Origin of the sequence: Burkholderia sp. Ac-20384, from assembly GCF_017104605.1 — a bacterium.
GTDB classification, from domain to species: Bacteria; Pseudomonadota; Gammaproteobacteria; order Burkholderiales; family Burkholderiaceae; genus Burkholderia; species Burkholderia lata.
In genome coordinates this window covers 1-14,541 of the sequence record NZ_JAAGPE010000238.1, presented here as the reverse complement: position 1 = coordinate 14,541, position 14,541 = coordinate 1, and the positions used below count along the sequence as shown (strand labels likewise).

Below are 14,541 nucleotides of genomic sequence, written 5' to 3'. Positions count from 1 at the left end.
CGCGGCGGTGCGCGCCGCGCGCGACGACGGCACGCGCATGACCAACCTGTACACGGGCCGCCCCGCGCGCGGGCTGCTGACGCGCTTCATGCGCGAGCAGGGGCCGATGAGCGCGCTCGCGCCGGCGTTCCCGCTTGCGACGGCCGCAGTCGATCCGCTGCGCGGCGCGTTCGAGCGGCAAGGCCGCGACGACTTCTCGCTGCTGTGGTCGGGCGAGGCCGCGGCGCTCGCGCGTGAAGAGGATGCGGGCGAACTGACGCAACGTTTGTGGCGCGACGCGCTGGCGTGTGCGGCGGGGCTGCGCGATGCGTTCCCGCAGGCGGTCTGAACCACCGGGAAGGGGGCGCCGGCGCGGGAGCATCGGCGTATCATCTGGGTTTTCGTCAGCCCGATCCAGGCATCCCCACCATGACCTCCGTCGACACTACCCCCGTCCTCGACCATGACAAGCTCGTTACCTTCATCGAGCGCAAGTGGAACGATGAAATCCTCCACGCGCTGACCGACTACATCGCGATCCCCGCGAAGAGCCCCGCATTCGACCCCGACTGGGCGAAGCGCGGCTATCTCGAGCGGGTCGTCACCGATGCCGCGCAGTGGGCCGAGCGGCAGCCCGTGAAGGGCCTGAAGCTCGAAATCGTGCGCCTGCCCGGCCGCACGCCGGTGATCTTCTTCGAGTCGCCCGCCACGCGTTCGGGCAGCACCGACACGATCCTGCTGTACGGCCACCTCGACAAGCAGCCCGAATTCGACGGCTGGCGCGCGGACCTCGGCCCGTGGACGCCGAAGTACGAGAACGGCAAGCTGTACGGCCGCGGCGGCGCGGACGACGGCTATGCGATCTACGCGAGCCTCGCGGCGCTCGGCGCGCTCGACGAGCAGGGCATCGAGCGGCCGCGCTGCGTCGGCCTGATCGAGACCTGCGAGGAATCGGGCAGCTACGACCTGCTGCCGTACGTCGACGCGCTGCGCGACCGGCTCGGCCAGGTGTCGCTCGTCGTGTGCCTCGATTCGGGCGCCGGCAACTACGACCAGATGTGGCTCACCACGTCGCTGCGCGGGCTCGTATCCGGCGACCTGCAGGTCGAGGTGCTCGAGGAAGGCGTGCACTCGGGCGTGTTCGGCGGCATCGCGCCGTCGAGCTTCCGCGTGATGCGCCAGCTGTTCGAGCGCCTCGAAGATGCGAAGAACGGCAACCTGCTGCCGGGCGTGTTCCATTGCGAGATTCCCGACAGCCGCGTGCGCGAAGCCGACGCGGCCGCGTCGATTCTCGGCGACGCCGTGTGGAAGGGGCTGCCGTGGGCCTGCGGCGCGGACGGCAAGCCGGTGCTGCCGACCACGACCGATCCGCGCGAGGCACTGCTGAATTCGACGTGGCGTCCGTCGCTGTCGGTCACCGGCGCGGCCGGCCTGCCGGCGCTCGCCGATGCGGGCAACGTGTTGCGTCCGCGCACCGCGTTCAAGCTGTCGCTGCGCCTGCCGCCGCTCGTCGACGCCGCGCAGGCCGTGCAGCAGCTGAAGGCATTGCTCGAACTCGATCCGCCGTACAACGCGAAGGTCACGTTCAAGCCGGACGCGGGTGCCGCGACGGGCTGGAGCGCGCCGGATCTCGCACCGTGGCTCGCGTCGTCGCTCGATGCCGCGTCGCGCCGCCACTTCGGCGCCGACTGCGCGTACATGGGCCTCGGCGGCACGATCCCGCTGATGAACGTGCTGCAGGAAGGCTTCCCGTCCGCGCAGTTCATGGTGTGCGGCGTGCTCGGGCCGAAGTCGAACGCGCATGGCCCGAACGAATTCCTGCACGTGCCGTACGCGAAGAAGCTGACGGCGGCGGTCGCGGACGTGATCGCAACCGCGCGCTGATCGCCTGGCACTGACAACTGTCCAACCCGACCTGACGGAACCTTGCCGATGACCGCACTGCCGACGCCCGATACCGAACCGCTGCGCATGCGCGCCGATCCGCTGCATGCATTCGTCGCGGCACTCTGGGAACGGGCCGGCAGCAGCGAGCGCGAGGCAACGCTCGTCGCCGATCACCTGGTCGGCGCGAATCTCGCGGGCCACGATTCGCACGGGATCGGGATGATCCCGAACTACGTCGCGTCATGGCGGGAAGGGCAGTTGCAGCTGAATGGGCACGCATCGATCGTCCGCGACGGCGGTGCGGTGCTGACGATCGACGGCGGGCGCGGCTTCGGCCAGGTGATCGCGTTCGAGGCGATGGTCGAAGGGATCGACCGAGCGCGGCGCATGGGCATCTGTGCGATCGGGCTGCGCGACGTGCATCATCTCGGCCGTATCGGGCACTGGGCCGAGCAATGCGCGCGCTCGGGGCTCGTGTCGTTCCATTTCGTCAACGTGCCGGGCGACCTGCTGGTCGCGCCGCTGCACGGCACCGATCCACGCTTCGGCACGAACCCGTTCTGCGCCGCGTATCCGCGTGCGGGCAGGCCGCCGCTGCTGCTCGATTTCGCGACGAGCGCGATCGCGTACGGCAAGACGCGCGTCGCGTACAACCAGGGCAAGCGCGTACCGGCCGGGTCGCTGATCGACCATCGCGGCCAGCCGACCGACGATCCGGCCGTGATGCACGAGCAGCCGTTCGGCGCACTGCTGCCGTTCGGGCTGCACAAGGGGTATGCGCTGGCGGCGATGTGCGAGATTTTCGGTGGTGCGCTCGTCGGCGGGCATACGACCTACGGCGACACGCTGCAGAAGACGAGCGCGATCGTCAACGGGATGCTGTCGGTGCTGATCGATCCGAACGCATTCGAGGCGGCCGACGCGGAGCGCGAAGCCGATGCGTTCGTCGCATGGGCGAAGGCGTCGCCGCAGGCCGGCGACGCGCCGGTGCAGGTGCCGGGCGAGCCGGAAGAGGCGAGCCGCGTGGCGCGCGGTGCCGGCGGCATTCCGGTCGATCGCGCGACGTGGCGGCAGATTCGCGAGAGCGCGGCGGCGGTCGGCTTCGACGAAGCCGAGCTCGACGCGTGGACGCAGCGCTGCACGGCATCCGCATGAGCTGGCAATCGGAAAAGGCGCACGGCGAGGAGATCGCGTATCAGCTCGCGCCGCTCGGCAACGTGACGGTCGTGCGGTTCTTCAGCGGTGCGGCGATGCGGCTCGATGGCGTGATGTTCGGCTTCATGTCGCGCGGGTCGTTGTTCCTGCGTGTGGATGACGTGAACCGTCCGGCGTTCGTCGCGGCGGGGATGGGGCCGTTCTCGTACGAGCGGCCCACGCGCACAGTTTCGCTCGACGGCTATTACGAAGCGCCGGCCGACGTGCTCGAGGACGCAGGCGCGCTGTTCGACTGGTGCCGCAGCGCGTATCGCGCGGCGTTGCTGGCGGGACCGCCGAAGCGGAAGGCCAGGGCGGTACGCAAAGCGAAGCCGGTGCCTGCGCAGGAAGCCAAGCCGGTATCGAAGCGAGTCGCCAAGCTGCCATCGAAAGTGTCGTTGAAAGCGGCGCCGGTTCAAGATGCCAAGCCGGCATCGAAGCGAACCACCAAGCCGGCATCGAAAGCGTCGCCAAAGCCTGCGCCCGCGCAGGAAGCGAAGTCCACATCGAGGCGAACCGCCAAGCCGGCATCGACAGTGGCGCTGAAAGCGGCGCCGGTTCAAGACGCCAAGCCGGCGTCGAAGCGGGCCACCAAACCGGTATCGAAAGCGTCGCCAAAGCCTGCACCCGCGCAGGAAGCGAAGTCCACATCGAAGCGAACCGCCAAGCCGGCATCGACAGTGGCGTTGAAAGCGGCGCAGGTTCAAGATGCCAAGCCGGAATCGAAGCGAGCCACCAAACCGGCATCGAAAGCGTCGCCAAAGCCTGCGCCCGTGCAGGAAGCGAAGTCGACATCGAAGCGAACCGTCAAGCCGGCATCGACAGTGCCGCTTAAAGCAGCGCCTGCGCAGGAACCCAAGCCGGCATCGAAGCGAACCGCCAATCCGACGTCGAAACCGGCAGCGAAATCCCCGGCGAAGCGCAAGCAACCATAGTGCCGGTCGCGCGACGCGAAAGCCGCGCGATTTATCCGCCTGGGTCGGCCCGCCGTCGCCCGGCGGTGCACTCGACGTGCGCCCGCTAGCGCAAGGGCGGCCGGGGCGCACAGTCACGAATGCGTCAAGCTCGTGCCGCACCGCACATCCCCCATGCTTCACAACGGCGGCCCCGGCGTTTATGATCGGCGCGGGTTGCACCCGTGCCTGGCGCGACCCGAGCCGGCCTCGCCGCCGGCCCCGCGAACGGCGCATCGTACGTCGCGCGGGATGCTTCCCCACTCATCATTCCAGACGGAGATAGCCGATGCTCGTCCTGATTCTCGGTTTAGCGATCTTCCTCGGTGTGCACTCGATCCGGATCGTTGCGGACGGTTGGCGGTCAGCGATGATCGAGCGGATCGGCGAGAAAGGCTGGAAGGGCCCCTATGCGATCGCATCGATCATCGGTTTCGTGCTGATCATCTGGGGTTACGGCATCGCGCGCCAGGGCGCGACGCTGCTGTGGGTGTCGCCCGTCGGCGTGCGCCACCTCACCGGCATGCTGACCGCGATCGCATTCGTGCTGATCGCCGCGTCCTACGTGCCCGGCAACCGCATCAAGACGCTCGTCGGCCATCCGATGGTGGCCGGCGTGGCGGTATGGGCGATCGCGCACCTGCTCGCGAACGGCACGCTGCACGCAGTCGTGCTGTTCGGCGCGTTCTTCGTGTGGGCGCTCGTCGATTTCGTCGTGTGGCGTGCGCGTGACCGCCGCGATGGCGTGCGCTATCCGGCAGGCAGGCTGTCGGGCGACGTCGTGGCGATCGTGGCCGGGCTCGTCGTGTGGGCCGTCTTCGCGCTGTTCCTGCACGGCTGGCTGATCGCCGTGCGGCCGTTCGGCTGAACGGCAGAGAAGTTGAATGGCCGAGAGGTTGAACGGCCGAGCAGTTGAGCGACTGAGAAGTTGAACGACTGAGAAGTTGAACGACTGAGAAGTTGAGCGACTGAGCGACGGCCTGCCGGCGCGCCGCTCGCCCGCCCGGAGCAACGGTCAGCGCACCTTCGCGCCGGCAGTATCGCCGAGTTGCACCGGTTTGCGGCGCACGAAATATGCCGCGACGATCGCAAGCGCCGTCAATACCGTGAACCAGAACTGGAAGCGCGAATCCGGGTTGAACGCCTGCGAGCCGAGCACGGCGACCAGCGCCAGCAGCGCGATCCAGTTCGACACCGGATAAAACCACGCGCGGAACGCCTGCGGATCGCGTGGTGCGTGCTTCTCCTGCCGGCGCATCGCGAAGTGCGCGACGATGATGAAGATCCACACGATCATCACGAACGCGCCACTGCTCTTCGCGAGCATCAGGAACAGGTCGCCGCCGCTCACGAAGTGAATGCCGAGGATCGACACGCAGATCGCCAGGCACAGCACGAGCGCGTTCATCGGCACGCCTTTCGCGTTGGTCCGGCCGAACATCGCGGGCGCGTGGCCGCGCTGGCTGAGCGAGAACAGCATGCGCGAGTTCGAGAACAGGAACGAGTTCATCACCGACATGAACGACACGAACAGCACGAGCTTCATCGCGACGGCCGCGCTCGTGAAGCCCGCCATGCTGAACAGCGACACGTACGGCGATTTCAGGTTGGCCTTGTCGGTCCACGGCATGCACAGGATCAGGATCGACACCGAGCCGACGTAGAACACCATCACGCGCACGATCACGCTCTTGATCGCGCGGATCACGTTCTTGCTCGGGTTCTCGGATTCGCCCGCCGCAACGGCCGCGATTTCGCTGCCGCCGAGCGAGAAGATCACGACCATCACGCCGGCGAGCACCGGCGAAATGCCGTTCGGCATGAAGCCGCCGTGATCCGTCAGGTTGATGAGCCCCGGCGCGGGAATGCGCGGCTGGAAGCCGAGCAGGATCGATGCGCCGAGCGCCATGAAGATGATGATCGTCGTCACCTTCGCGAACGACAGCCAGTATTCGGCTTCACCAAACGAGCGCACCGAGTACGCGTTGCTCGCGATCAGCGTGACGAGCATGAACAGCGCGCCGCCCCACACGGGCAGCCACGGCAGGAAATCGTGGAGGATCGCGCCGAGCAGGATCGCCTCGACCGTGATCGTCATCATCGACTTGAACCAGTACAGCCAGCCGACCGCGAAGCCGGCCCATTCGCCGAGATAGCTGCTCGCGTAGGTGGAGAACGATCCGCTGTCGGGATTGCGGGAGGCCATTTCGCCGAGCATGAACATGACCAGCGTGACGATCACGCCGCCGATCAGGTACGACAGGATCGCCGCGGGGCCGGCGGTCGCGATGATGGCGCCGGAGCCGACGAACAGGCCCGCGCCGATCACGCCGCCAAGCGCGATCATCGTGATGTGCCGTTGCTTGAGGCTTTGCCTCAACGAGTTGTCCTGCATCTCCTACCTCTAGTTATTGTTGGCCCGTTGGCCGGGAACGCATCGGGCAGCGCGGCGGCAAGCGTTCTGCCGCCGCAAGGGGCGCCGATGTCGAGGGAGCGTGTGTGACGCGATGTGCCGGGCCGCCGGCGGTGAAACGGAATGGCGGCCGCGAAGTGCCGGTCGGTGCCCGCGAGAGGGCGATGACGACGGCAACCCCGGATTGTGGGCGGACACTGCCGTCACGGCAAACGAGATATGCGAAAGACGTCTTGCGGTTTGCTCATCAATTGCCGGTTCGTCCATGCCCGCGTCGGCATGAACTACATGACGGCGCGGCGATGGGAGCGGCGCCGGTCTCCCGATATCGTTGTTTCCACGCGGCAACGTCTTCAAGTTCGACGATCGCCGCGTCGACGACAACGCTTCATGGAGACACGAATGACGCATACCCAGGTCGTGCCGTTGACTCGGTCACGCGCGCCGGTTCCGCCCCGCCATTGCACGTTCGACGTGCGCGATTGGGAAATCCTGAGCCGCTACTGGCATCCGGTCGCGTTCGCGACCGAGGTGGGCGATCGTCCGCTTGCCGTGACGCTGCTCGACGAACGCATCGTGCTGTTCCGGTCCGGCGGCGCCATCGTCGCGGCACGGGACGTATGCCCGCACCGCGGCGCGCCGCTGAGCCGCGGCTGGGTGGTCGAGGATCGGCTCGTGTGCCCGTATCACGGCCTTGAATACGCGGCGGACGGCAAGTGCGTGCGCATCCCGTCGCAGCCCGACGGCCCGATTCCGGAGCGCCTGTGCCTGACGACCTATGCGGCGCAGCAGGCCTACGGGCTCGTATGGGTGTCGCTGGGCGGCGGCGAGCTGCCGCTGCCGGATTTCCCCGCGTGGAATGCGGAAGGCTTCCAGCAGATCCTGCCGCCGTCGATCGACATTCGCGCGTCGGCCGGCCGGCAGACGGAAGGCTTCATCGACGTCGCGCACTTCGCATGGATTCATCACGAGAGCTTTGCCGACCGCCGCAATCCGGTCGTGCCGCAATACTCGGTGGAGCGGCGCGAGAACGGCCTGCATGCGGAATACGTGAGCACGGTCAGCAACTTTCCGAAGTCGATGCAGCATCGCGCACCCGAGGGCTTTCTGTGGCGGCGCGTGTTCGAAGTCGACGTGCCGTTCTTCGCGCGCCTCACCGTGCATTTTCCGGAAGGCGGCCGGCTCGCGATCCTGAACGCGGCCAGCCCGGTTTCCGCCCGCCTGACGCGCCTGTTCGTGCCGATCGCGCGCAACTTCGATCACGACCTGCCGCTCGACGACGTCTATGAATTCAATCGCCAGGTATTCGAGGAAGATCGCGAGATCGTCGAGCAGCAGTGCCCGGAGGATTTGCCGATCGACCGTTCGCACGAAGCGCCGATCCTGGCCGATCGCTCGTCCGGTGCATACCGGCGCGCGCTCGGCGAGATCGGGCTCGGCCAGTCTTATGCGCGCTGAGCGGCGCACGGGAGCCATGATGAAGATCTGGGAATGCGTGATCTGCGGGTTTCGATACGACGAGGCCGAAGGCCTGCCGCAGCACGGGATCGCGGCCGGCACGCGCTGGGAAGACGTGCCGGACGACTGGATGTGTCCGGACTGCGCGACCGGCAAGCACGATTTCGACATGCAGGTGGTGGCGGCATGAGCACGAACGAAACGTCTGGCAGCCGCGGCGATCCGGTCGTCATCGTCGGCACGGGCCTCGCGGGTTATACGGTTGCACGCGAATGGCGCAAGCTCGACGGCGACACGCCGCTCGTGATGATCAGCCGCGACGACGGCAGCTTCTATTCGAAGCCGGCGCTGTCGAACGCGCTCGCGCAACGCAAGACGCCCGAGCAGCTCGCGATGTCCGATGCGCGGACGATGGCGGAACAGCTGCGCGCAACCATCCGGACGCACTGCGCGGTGCGGCGGATCTGCGCCGACGAACACGAGATCGTGCTCGACGACGGGAGTACGCAGCGTTATCGCGCGCTCGTCCTGGCGACCGGTGCCGATGCGCGGCGCGTGCCCTGCGAAGGCGACGGCGCGGCCGACGTGCTGTCGATCAACGACCTGGCCGACTACGCGCGGTTTCGCGGCGGGCTGCGCGACTGCCGCTCGGTCGCGCTGCTCGGCGCGGGGCTGATCGGTTGCGAGTTCGCAAACGACCTGGTCGCGGCGGGGCTGACCGTGACCGTGATCGACCCCGCCGACGCGCCGCTGTCGCGACTGCTGCCGACGGAGGCCGGCCGCGTGTTCGGACATGCGCTGAGCGACGCGGGCGTGCACCTGCGGCTCGGCACGGGCGTGCGCTCGATCGCGCGTCTCGCACGCGGGTACCGGCTTGCGCTGGCGGACGGTGGGCATCTCGAGGCCGACCTCGTGATATCGGCGATCGGGCTCGTGCCGAGAGTGGCACTGGCGCGGGACGCGGGGCTCGACGTCGCGGACGGCATCGTGACCGACGCAGGGTGCCGCACGAGTGCGCCAGACATCTTCGCGCTCGGCGACTGCGCGGCGATCGAAGGGCGGGTGCGGCCGTATGTGCTGCCGATCATGCACGCGGCACGCGCACTCGCGCAGTGCCTGCACGGCACGCCGACACGCGTGGCGTTTCCGGTGATGCCGATCGTCGTCAAGACGCCGGCGATCCCCGCCGTGGTCGTCGCGGCGGACGGCGGTGGCCGCTGGACCACGGAGGTAGGCGTGGGTGACGCGCCGCGCGCGACGCGTGCGCTCTGCGCCGATCCCGATTCCGGGCGCATCACGGGTTTCGCACTGCTCGATGCGGCAACGGCGGAAAAAGCCGCGCTGCTGAAGACGATGGCCGCCGACGCAGCGAAATAGCCTGCGGCCCGCGTCGATCCCGACATGGCGCCTTTCCAGATGCGCCATCGACAGGCAGCTTCCTTGCTGACCGACTCCTGTCGCGGACGCGACCCGCACGCTGCATGCGGGGCTGTCCGTTCATTGCCGCGAGCCTTGGCTCGCGGCTTTTTTGCGTTTCAATGCGGGCGGCGCGCGATTTCCGGCACCAGCTTCTTCGCGACGCCGGACACGAGGCGCCGCAACCAGACGGCGGCCGCGCTGCGATGCGTGCGGTCGTGCCAGAGCTGGTAGTAGGTCAACGCCTGCGGCGCGCACGGAATCGGTTCGATGCGCAGCGGCAGCAGGCTGCAGAAGTGCGTCGCGAGCGTGCGCGTCGTCGTGAACAACAGGTTCGAGCGCATCAGCACGTATGGCGCCATGCCGAAATAGGGCATCGTCGTCGTGACGTTTCTCGACAGGCCGCCGCGCGCGAGTTCCCGGTCGATGGTGCCGAGCCCGGTCGCGTGATGGGTCGTCACGCCGAGATGGTCGGCTTCGCGGTAGACGTCCGCGGTGAGCTGGCCGCGCCGGATTCGATGGTCGTCCCGCATCACGCACACGAGATCGTCGCGGCACAGCGGCTGCAGATGCAACTGCTGCGGTGGCGTGCTCCAGTTGCCGACCGCCAGGTCGAGCGAGCCGCTTTCGAGCGCGTGTTCGTATCCGCCGTCCACGGTCATCAGGTGCTGGAACTCGATACGCGCGCCCGGCGCCTCGTGCTTGAACGCGTCGACGATCGCGGGCAGGAAGAACACGTCGAGATAGTCGGGGGAGCCGATCCGGAAGGTGCGGTGCGTCGTGGCGGGATCGAACGTGCTGGCCGGGTTCAGCACGGCGGCGATGCCGGCGAGCGCCTGGTCGAGCGGCTCGACGAGCGTCATCGCGTGACTGGTCGGCACCATCCGGCTGCCGCTTCGCACCAGCAGCGGATCGCCGGTGATCGCGCGCAGCCGGCGCAACGCGACGCTGATGGTCGGTTGCGATTGTCCGAGCAACACGGCGGTTCGCGAGACGCTCGATTCGGTGATGAGCGTGTGAAGGATCTTCAGAAGATGTGCGTCGATGACGTATCGGGACATGCGGGCTGCCGGTGGGGATATCGTGACCCGATGTATACGTAGCGATATTTCGGTCGTCAATCGAGCGGATATCCGGAGCCGCGCGAGCGGCCTTGCGCGGCGGACTTCATAACCGATCGGATATCGCGTCTATGTCCGTGCCGTCATGGCCCCGGAATGGCTGCCGGTGCGGCGCCAGTGGTACGAATGGTACGAATGGCACGCGCGACGCATTCGCGTCAGATCGGCTTGACGAACAGCCCGACGGTCAGCACCGCGCCGATGCAGACGATCCCGATCCGCAGCACGCGTTCGTTCACGCGATGCAGCGCCCACGTGCCGAGCAGCCCGCCGACGATCGCGCCGCCGCCGAGCGCGAGCGCCTTGCCCCAGTGCAGGTGCGGCGACGTCAGGAACAGCACGACGGCCGATGCGTTCATCACGCCCGCGAGCGCGTTCTTTGTCGACATCGCGTGGCGCGGCGACAGGCCGGCCATCGTCAGCACGGCCATCATCAGGAAGTCGAGCCCGCCGCCGAAGTAGCCGCCGTAGATCGCGATCATGAACTGCGAGAGCGCGGCGGGGACGGTGCCGAGGTGGGCCGTGCCTTCGCTCGGCTTGCGGAAAAAACTGCCCCACGCGAACACGACCGTCGCGAACAGCACGAGCCACGGCACGAGGCGCGAGAAGATCGACGAAGGCGTTTTCAGCAACAGCAGCCCGCCGAGCGCACCGCCGACCACGCTGATGAAGAACATCGCGCGAAACGACAGCTTGCCGACGCCGCGCACCATGTTGCGGCTCGCCCAGCCGGTCGTGACCTGCGCGGGAAACAGCGCGACCGTCGACGTGATGTTCGCCGCGAGCGGCGACATGCCCGACACGATCAGCGCGGGCAGCGTGACGAACGAGCCGCCGCCGGCGAGGGTGTTCTGCAGTCCGGCCCAGAGGCCGGCGAGGATGACGAGAGCGAGCATCGGAGCGGGAGCGGAAGGTGACGGGGTTTGCCTGCCGGAGGCGGGCAGGCGCGGCGAACGCCCGATGGTAATGCAGGACGGCAGGCGGCGTGAACTGGTGCGATTGCGGTGTCGTGGCGGGCCTTCCCGGCCGGCGCGGGCGGCGGTGCCGGACTGCCCGCGACCAAGGTCGATGACGGCCCGGGCAGCCGGACGGGCGGTCTTACGACGTCGCGCGGCCAATGTCGGATTGCCGAACGGTGCGCGCGAAATAGACTGGTTGATGAGCGGCGGGAAAGAACCGGCAGGGTTGGGGGGCAGCCGGCGTCCGGTGCGCTCGGGAACGCAGTTCCTGTTGACGGGTTCGATTCCGGCCACGCGGTGCCGGCGCGTCGGAATCGGGCCGCCTTTCCTCGGGGGGACACGCATGGGCGCCGGCGGGCGAACAGGCGACCGGGTGTCGATCGCGGCCACGCGACGGCGCTTCGTTGCCGTTGCTCCGCCGTATCGGCGGAGCAAATGAATGTCGCAGTCGGGATGGTACGGTGCGTGTGCCACGCGTCGTACGATCGCCGTTGCTCGAACGCCCTGCGAGCGTCAGCCGTTGGCTGGTCGTCGCGGGCGAACGGGCGTGAGAGAACAACCATGAAAAAATCGTTTCGAGGGGTCGGTCCGAGTACGGCCGTCTGCCTGATCTGCACCGCATGTTTTGCCGCATCGCCGGCGGGCGCCTACACGCCGGGCGGCACGCGTCATGCGCATCCGTCGCGCATTGCGCAGGGTCTTCCGACCGTGACCGTCCAGCCGACGGCGAACGGCGGCGACCAGGCCGACGCGCTGCAGGCCGCGTTCGATGCATTGCAGCCGGGCCAGCACCTCGTGCTCGCGCCGGGACGCTACGCCGTCGGCCGGTCGCTGACGGTGTCCAAAGCGAACGTCGTGATCTCGGGCTATGGCGCGACGCTGGCCGCGACCAACCCGACCGATCAGACCATCGTGATGAGCGGCAGCGGTTCGACGCTCGTCGGCGTCACGCTGGTCGGCACGGGTACGACGCGGCTGACGACGCCCGCATCGACGAAGGTCGAGGTGACGGGCACCGGCGTCCAGGTGCTCGGCGTGACGATCCAGGGGGGCGCCAGCGCCGGGATCTTCATATTCGGCGGCAGCAACGTGGCGATCGTGGGCAACACCGTGCAGGCGACGCTGGCCGACGGCATCCACACCACCTATGGCTCGACCAACGTGCTGGTGCGCGGCAACACGGTGAAGGACACCGGCGACGACATGATCGCCGTCGTCAGCTATCAGGGCGACGGCCGTCTCAACGCCAACGTGCTGATCGACGGGAATACGGTGTCGGGCAACTACTGGGGGCGCGGCATCTCCGTGGTCGGCGGGCGGACCGTGACGATTTCGAACAACACCGTCAGCGGCGTTCAGAAGGCGGCCGGCATCCTGATCGCGCAGGAGGATGGCTGGAACACCTACGGCGTGTCGGACGTGGTGATCGAGAACAACGTCGTCGGCGCGATCCAGGACGGCACGAATGCGAACAACGGCCTGCAGCCGACCCAGCAGGCCGCGATCGAGCTCGATACCTGGTCGGGGACGGTGTCGTACGTCGTCGTGAAGGGCAACCGCGTATCGGGCTCGGGCTATGCCGGCTTCCGGGCGTTGGGGAACGTCTGCCATTTCGCGGTGACCGACACGACGCTTGCGTCGATCGCCGGCACGCCGGTGTCGCTGCTGACGAACAAGTGCCCGGCCGCCGATATCGTCGCCTACGGTAATTCGCTGGGCGGCGTCGCGCTGGCGCCGCCGGTCGGCGCGTCGCCGTCCGGGACGATTCCGGCCGGCGGCGCGGTGACGTCGGGGATGCCGGCGGTGCGCACGAACCTGATGCAGGCGAATGGCGCGTCCGCGCCGGCGCGGAACTGACGATGTTCGCGATGCGCTGCCGGCCGTGCCATCGAACGGGGCGCTGCGCTATGCGTTCGGGGGCGCGGTTGCCCCCGGCGCCGTGGCGTCGTCCCCGGCGTCCCCTTCGTCCCCGATGTCCGGATAGACAATCGTGCCGTCGGGCCGGATTACCGCGCCGGCCGTCAGGTGCGCGGGTTCCACGCGGTTGCGACCCATGATGTGCAGCACCGTTTCGCCGCGCGCGATCAGGTAGTCGGACACGATGCGCCGGTGGCACCGCCACCACACCGCTTCCGAACACATGATCGCGCAGCGCTGCGCGTGCCCCTGTGCGATCAGCCGGTCGAGACCGTCGCGAAACTCGGGTGACAGCGCGTAATCGGCATAGCGGTGAAAGCTCTGGTTGGTCCAGAAGTCGTTGACGTCGTCGGGTACGCCGCGCGACTTGCCGCGCAGCCCGCCGAGTGCGGCGATGTGCTCGTACGCGATGTCGGCGGCGGCCAGCGCGTCCGGCAGCGTCGCTTCGTTGAACTGGGGATTGGTGCGCGAGCGCGTCATCTTGCGGATATCCGCGAGCAACGCGATATCGGCCGCGTCGAGCATCCCGACGAACTCGTCGAGCGTGCGGTTCGAGTGGCCGATCGTGTAGAACGGGAGCGTCATGCGTCGTCCTTGTTCGCGATGCGCTCGAGCACGCGGCCGCGATGCGCGGCGATGTGGTCGGTGCGGTCGCTCTTGATCTCGTACTGCGGATCGTCGGGCGACGCGCGATGGCGGTGGCCCTTGTAGTCGAAGTCCGCGGTGTGGATCGCGATGATCGTGCCGGTCACGTAGCCGGCTTCGGAATTCCAGCGGACGCGATCGCCCGGCTTGAACGGCGTCGTCATGCAGGAGACCCTCCTTGGCGGGTGCGGTGTGCGTCGATCCTCGCGGCGCGTGTGTCGTCATGCCGGGAGGCATGGCGTGTCCATTATCGGCCGCGGCCGTTCGTGGAAAAAGACACAGTCCGCCAAAACTCGCGCGCCGGCCAGGACAATGCCCGATTTAACCCTTCATTACGATGGGCTTTCCGGAAAGGTGCTAGATTTGCGCATCGATATCTCGCAAGGCGGAGAGGGCAGACAGATGCTGAAGAAATGGGCAGGGATGGCCGTGGTGGCCGGTGCGGTGGCGGTGGCGTCGCTGCCGGCCGTGGCAGGCGACACGAACAACGCACTGGGCGGCGCGCTGGGTGGCGTTGCCGGCGCGGCGGTCGGTAACGCGGTTGGCGGCAGCACGGGCGCCGTGATCGGCGGGGCAGTGGGTGGCGGTGCGGGCGGTGA

Annotated in this window: 14 protein-coding genes and 1 pseudogene; 10 read left to right on the top strand and 5 right to left on the bottom strand. The window is 68.0% G+C overall.

Features of this window, described 5'->3' with window-relative positions; genetic code table 11:
- The 5 genes from G3O00_RS31225 to G3O00_RS31205 form a co-directional block, all read left to right on the top strand.
- Window positions 1–328 (top strand): nitronate monooxygenase (locus tag G3O00_RS31225; RefSeq protein ID WP_206145309.1); only part of this gene is annotated, 328 nt, incomplete at its 5' end.
- Between the two features lie 80 nt (window positions 329–408).
- Window positions 409–1,863, top strand: coding sequence for a M20 family metallopeptidase (locus G3O00_RS31220; RefSeq protein WP_206145308.1), 1,455 nt, complete (start codon window positions 409–411; stop codon window positions 1,861–1,863).
- A 48-nt stretch (window positions 1,864–1,911) separates the two neighbouring features.
- A complete protein-coding gene (locus G3O00_RS31215; RefSeq protein WP_206145307.1) occupies window positions 1,912–3,021 on the top strand; it encodes a malate/lactate/ureidoglycolate dehydrogenase in 1,110 nt (369 codons plus the stop codon).
- Entirely contained in the window at window positions 2,991–3,995 is a 1,005-nt protein-coding gene (locus tag G3O00_RS43540) for a TfoX/Sxy family protein (protein WP_346779011.1), read from the top strand. Before G3O00_RS31215 ends, G3O00_RS43540 begins: the two co-directional genes overlap by 31 nt.
- Before the next feature lie 307 nt (window positions 3,996–4,302).
- On the top strand, window positions 4,303–4,881 hold the full coding sequence (locus G3O00_RS31205) for an NnrU family protein (RefSeq protein WP_206145306.1): 579 nt from the start codon (window positions 4,303–4,305) through the stop codon (window positions 4,879–4,881).
- Between the two features lie 147 nt (window positions 4,882–5,028).
- On the opposite strand, the gene G3O00_RS31200 is transcribed toward G3O00_RS31205, so the two are convergent.
- The gene (locus G3O00_RS31200) at window positions 5,029–6,408 is read right to left on the bottom strand and encodes an amino acid permease (protein WP_011354394.1); all 1,380 of its coding nucleotides are present in this window, start codon (window positions 6,406–6,408) and stop codon (window positions 5,029–5,031) included.
- 420 nt (window positions 6,409–6,828) lie between these two features.
- Here G3O00_RS31200 and G3O00_RS31195 point away from each other — a divergent pair, with 420 nt between their 5' ends.
- Genes G3O00_RS31195 through G3O00_RS31185 form a run of 3 tightly spaced genes read left to right on the top strand, consistent with a single transcriptional unit; the run spans window position 6,829 to window position 9,261 of the window.
- Window positions 6,829–7,884 (top strand): aromatic ring-hydroxylating dioxygenase subunit alpha, encoded by a 1,056-nt coding sequence (locus tag G3O00_RS31195; protein WP_011354395.1) that lies wholly within the window; start codon window positions 6,829–6,831, stop codon window positions 7,882–7,884.
- A 19-nt stretch (window positions 7,885–7,903) separates the two neighbouring features.
- The gene (locus G3O00_RS31190) at window positions 7,904–8,074 is read left to right on the top strand and encodes a rubredoxin (RefSeq protein WP_048250728.1); all 171 of its coding nucleotides are present in this window, start codon (window positions 7,904–7,906) and stop codon (window positions 8,072–8,074) included.
- Entirely contained in the window at window positions 8,071–9,261 is a 1,191-nt protein-coding gene (locus tag G3O00_RS31185) for an FAD-dependent oxidoreductase (protein WP_206145305.1), read from the top strand. The genes G3O00_RS31190 and G3O00_RS31185 overlap by 4 nt, the downstream gene beginning before the upstream one ends.
- Window positions 9,262–9,419: 158 nt before the next feature.
- Here G3O00_RS31185 and G3O00_RS31180 read toward each other — a convergent pair whose 3' ends face one another.
- Both G3O00_RS31180 and G3O00_RS31175 read right to left on the bottom strand, forming a co-directional pair.
- Window positions 9,420–10,361, bottom strand: a complete 942-nt coding sequence (locus G3O00_RS31180) for a LysR substrate-binding domain-containing protein (RefSeq protein ID WP_206145304.1) — start codon at window positions 10,359–10,361, stop codon at window positions 9,420–9,422.
- Window positions 10,362–10,579: 218 nt separating this feature from the next.
- Window positions 10,580–11,317, bottom strand: coding sequence for a sulfite exporter TauE/SafE family protein (locus G3O00_RS31175; RefSeq protein ID WP_206145303.1), 738 nt, complete (start codon window positions 11,315–11,317; stop codon window positions 10,580–10,582).
- 624 nt (window positions 11,318–11,941) lie between these two features.
- On the opposite strand from G3O00_RS31175, the gene G3O00_RS31170 reads away from it, so the two are divergent.
- Window positions 11,942–13,237: a right-handed parallel beta-helix repeat-containing protein gene (locus G3O00_RS31170; protein ID WP_206145302.1), complete on the top strand. Its 1,296-nt coding sequence runs from the start codon at window positions 11,942–11,944 to the stop codon at window positions 13,235–13,237.
- A 48-nt stretch (window positions 13,238–13,285) separates the two neighbouring features.
- Here G3O00_RS31170 and G3O00_RS31165 read toward each other — a convergent pair whose 3' ends face one another.
- On the bottom strand, window positions 13,286–13,882 hold the full coding sequence (locus G3O00_RS31165; RefSeq protein WP_174935164.1) for a DUF488 domain-containing protein: 597 nt from the start codon (window positions 13,880–13,882) through the stop codon (window positions 13,286–13,288).
- Window positions 13,879–14,106, bottom strand: coding sequence for a DUF2945 domain-containing protein (locus G3O00_RS31160; RefSeq protein WP_206145301.1), 228 nt, complete (start codon window positions 14,104–14,106; stop codon window positions 13,879–13,881). Before G3O00_RS31160 ends, G3O00_RS31165 begins: the two co-directional genes overlap by 4 nt.
- Window positions 14,107–14,344: 238 nt before the next feature.
- On the opposite strand from G3O00_RS31160, the pseudogene G3O00_RS31155 reads away from it, so the two are divergent.
- Window positions 14,345–14,541, top strand: a pseudogene (locus G3O00_RS31155) (hypothetical protein); the annotation flags it as partial.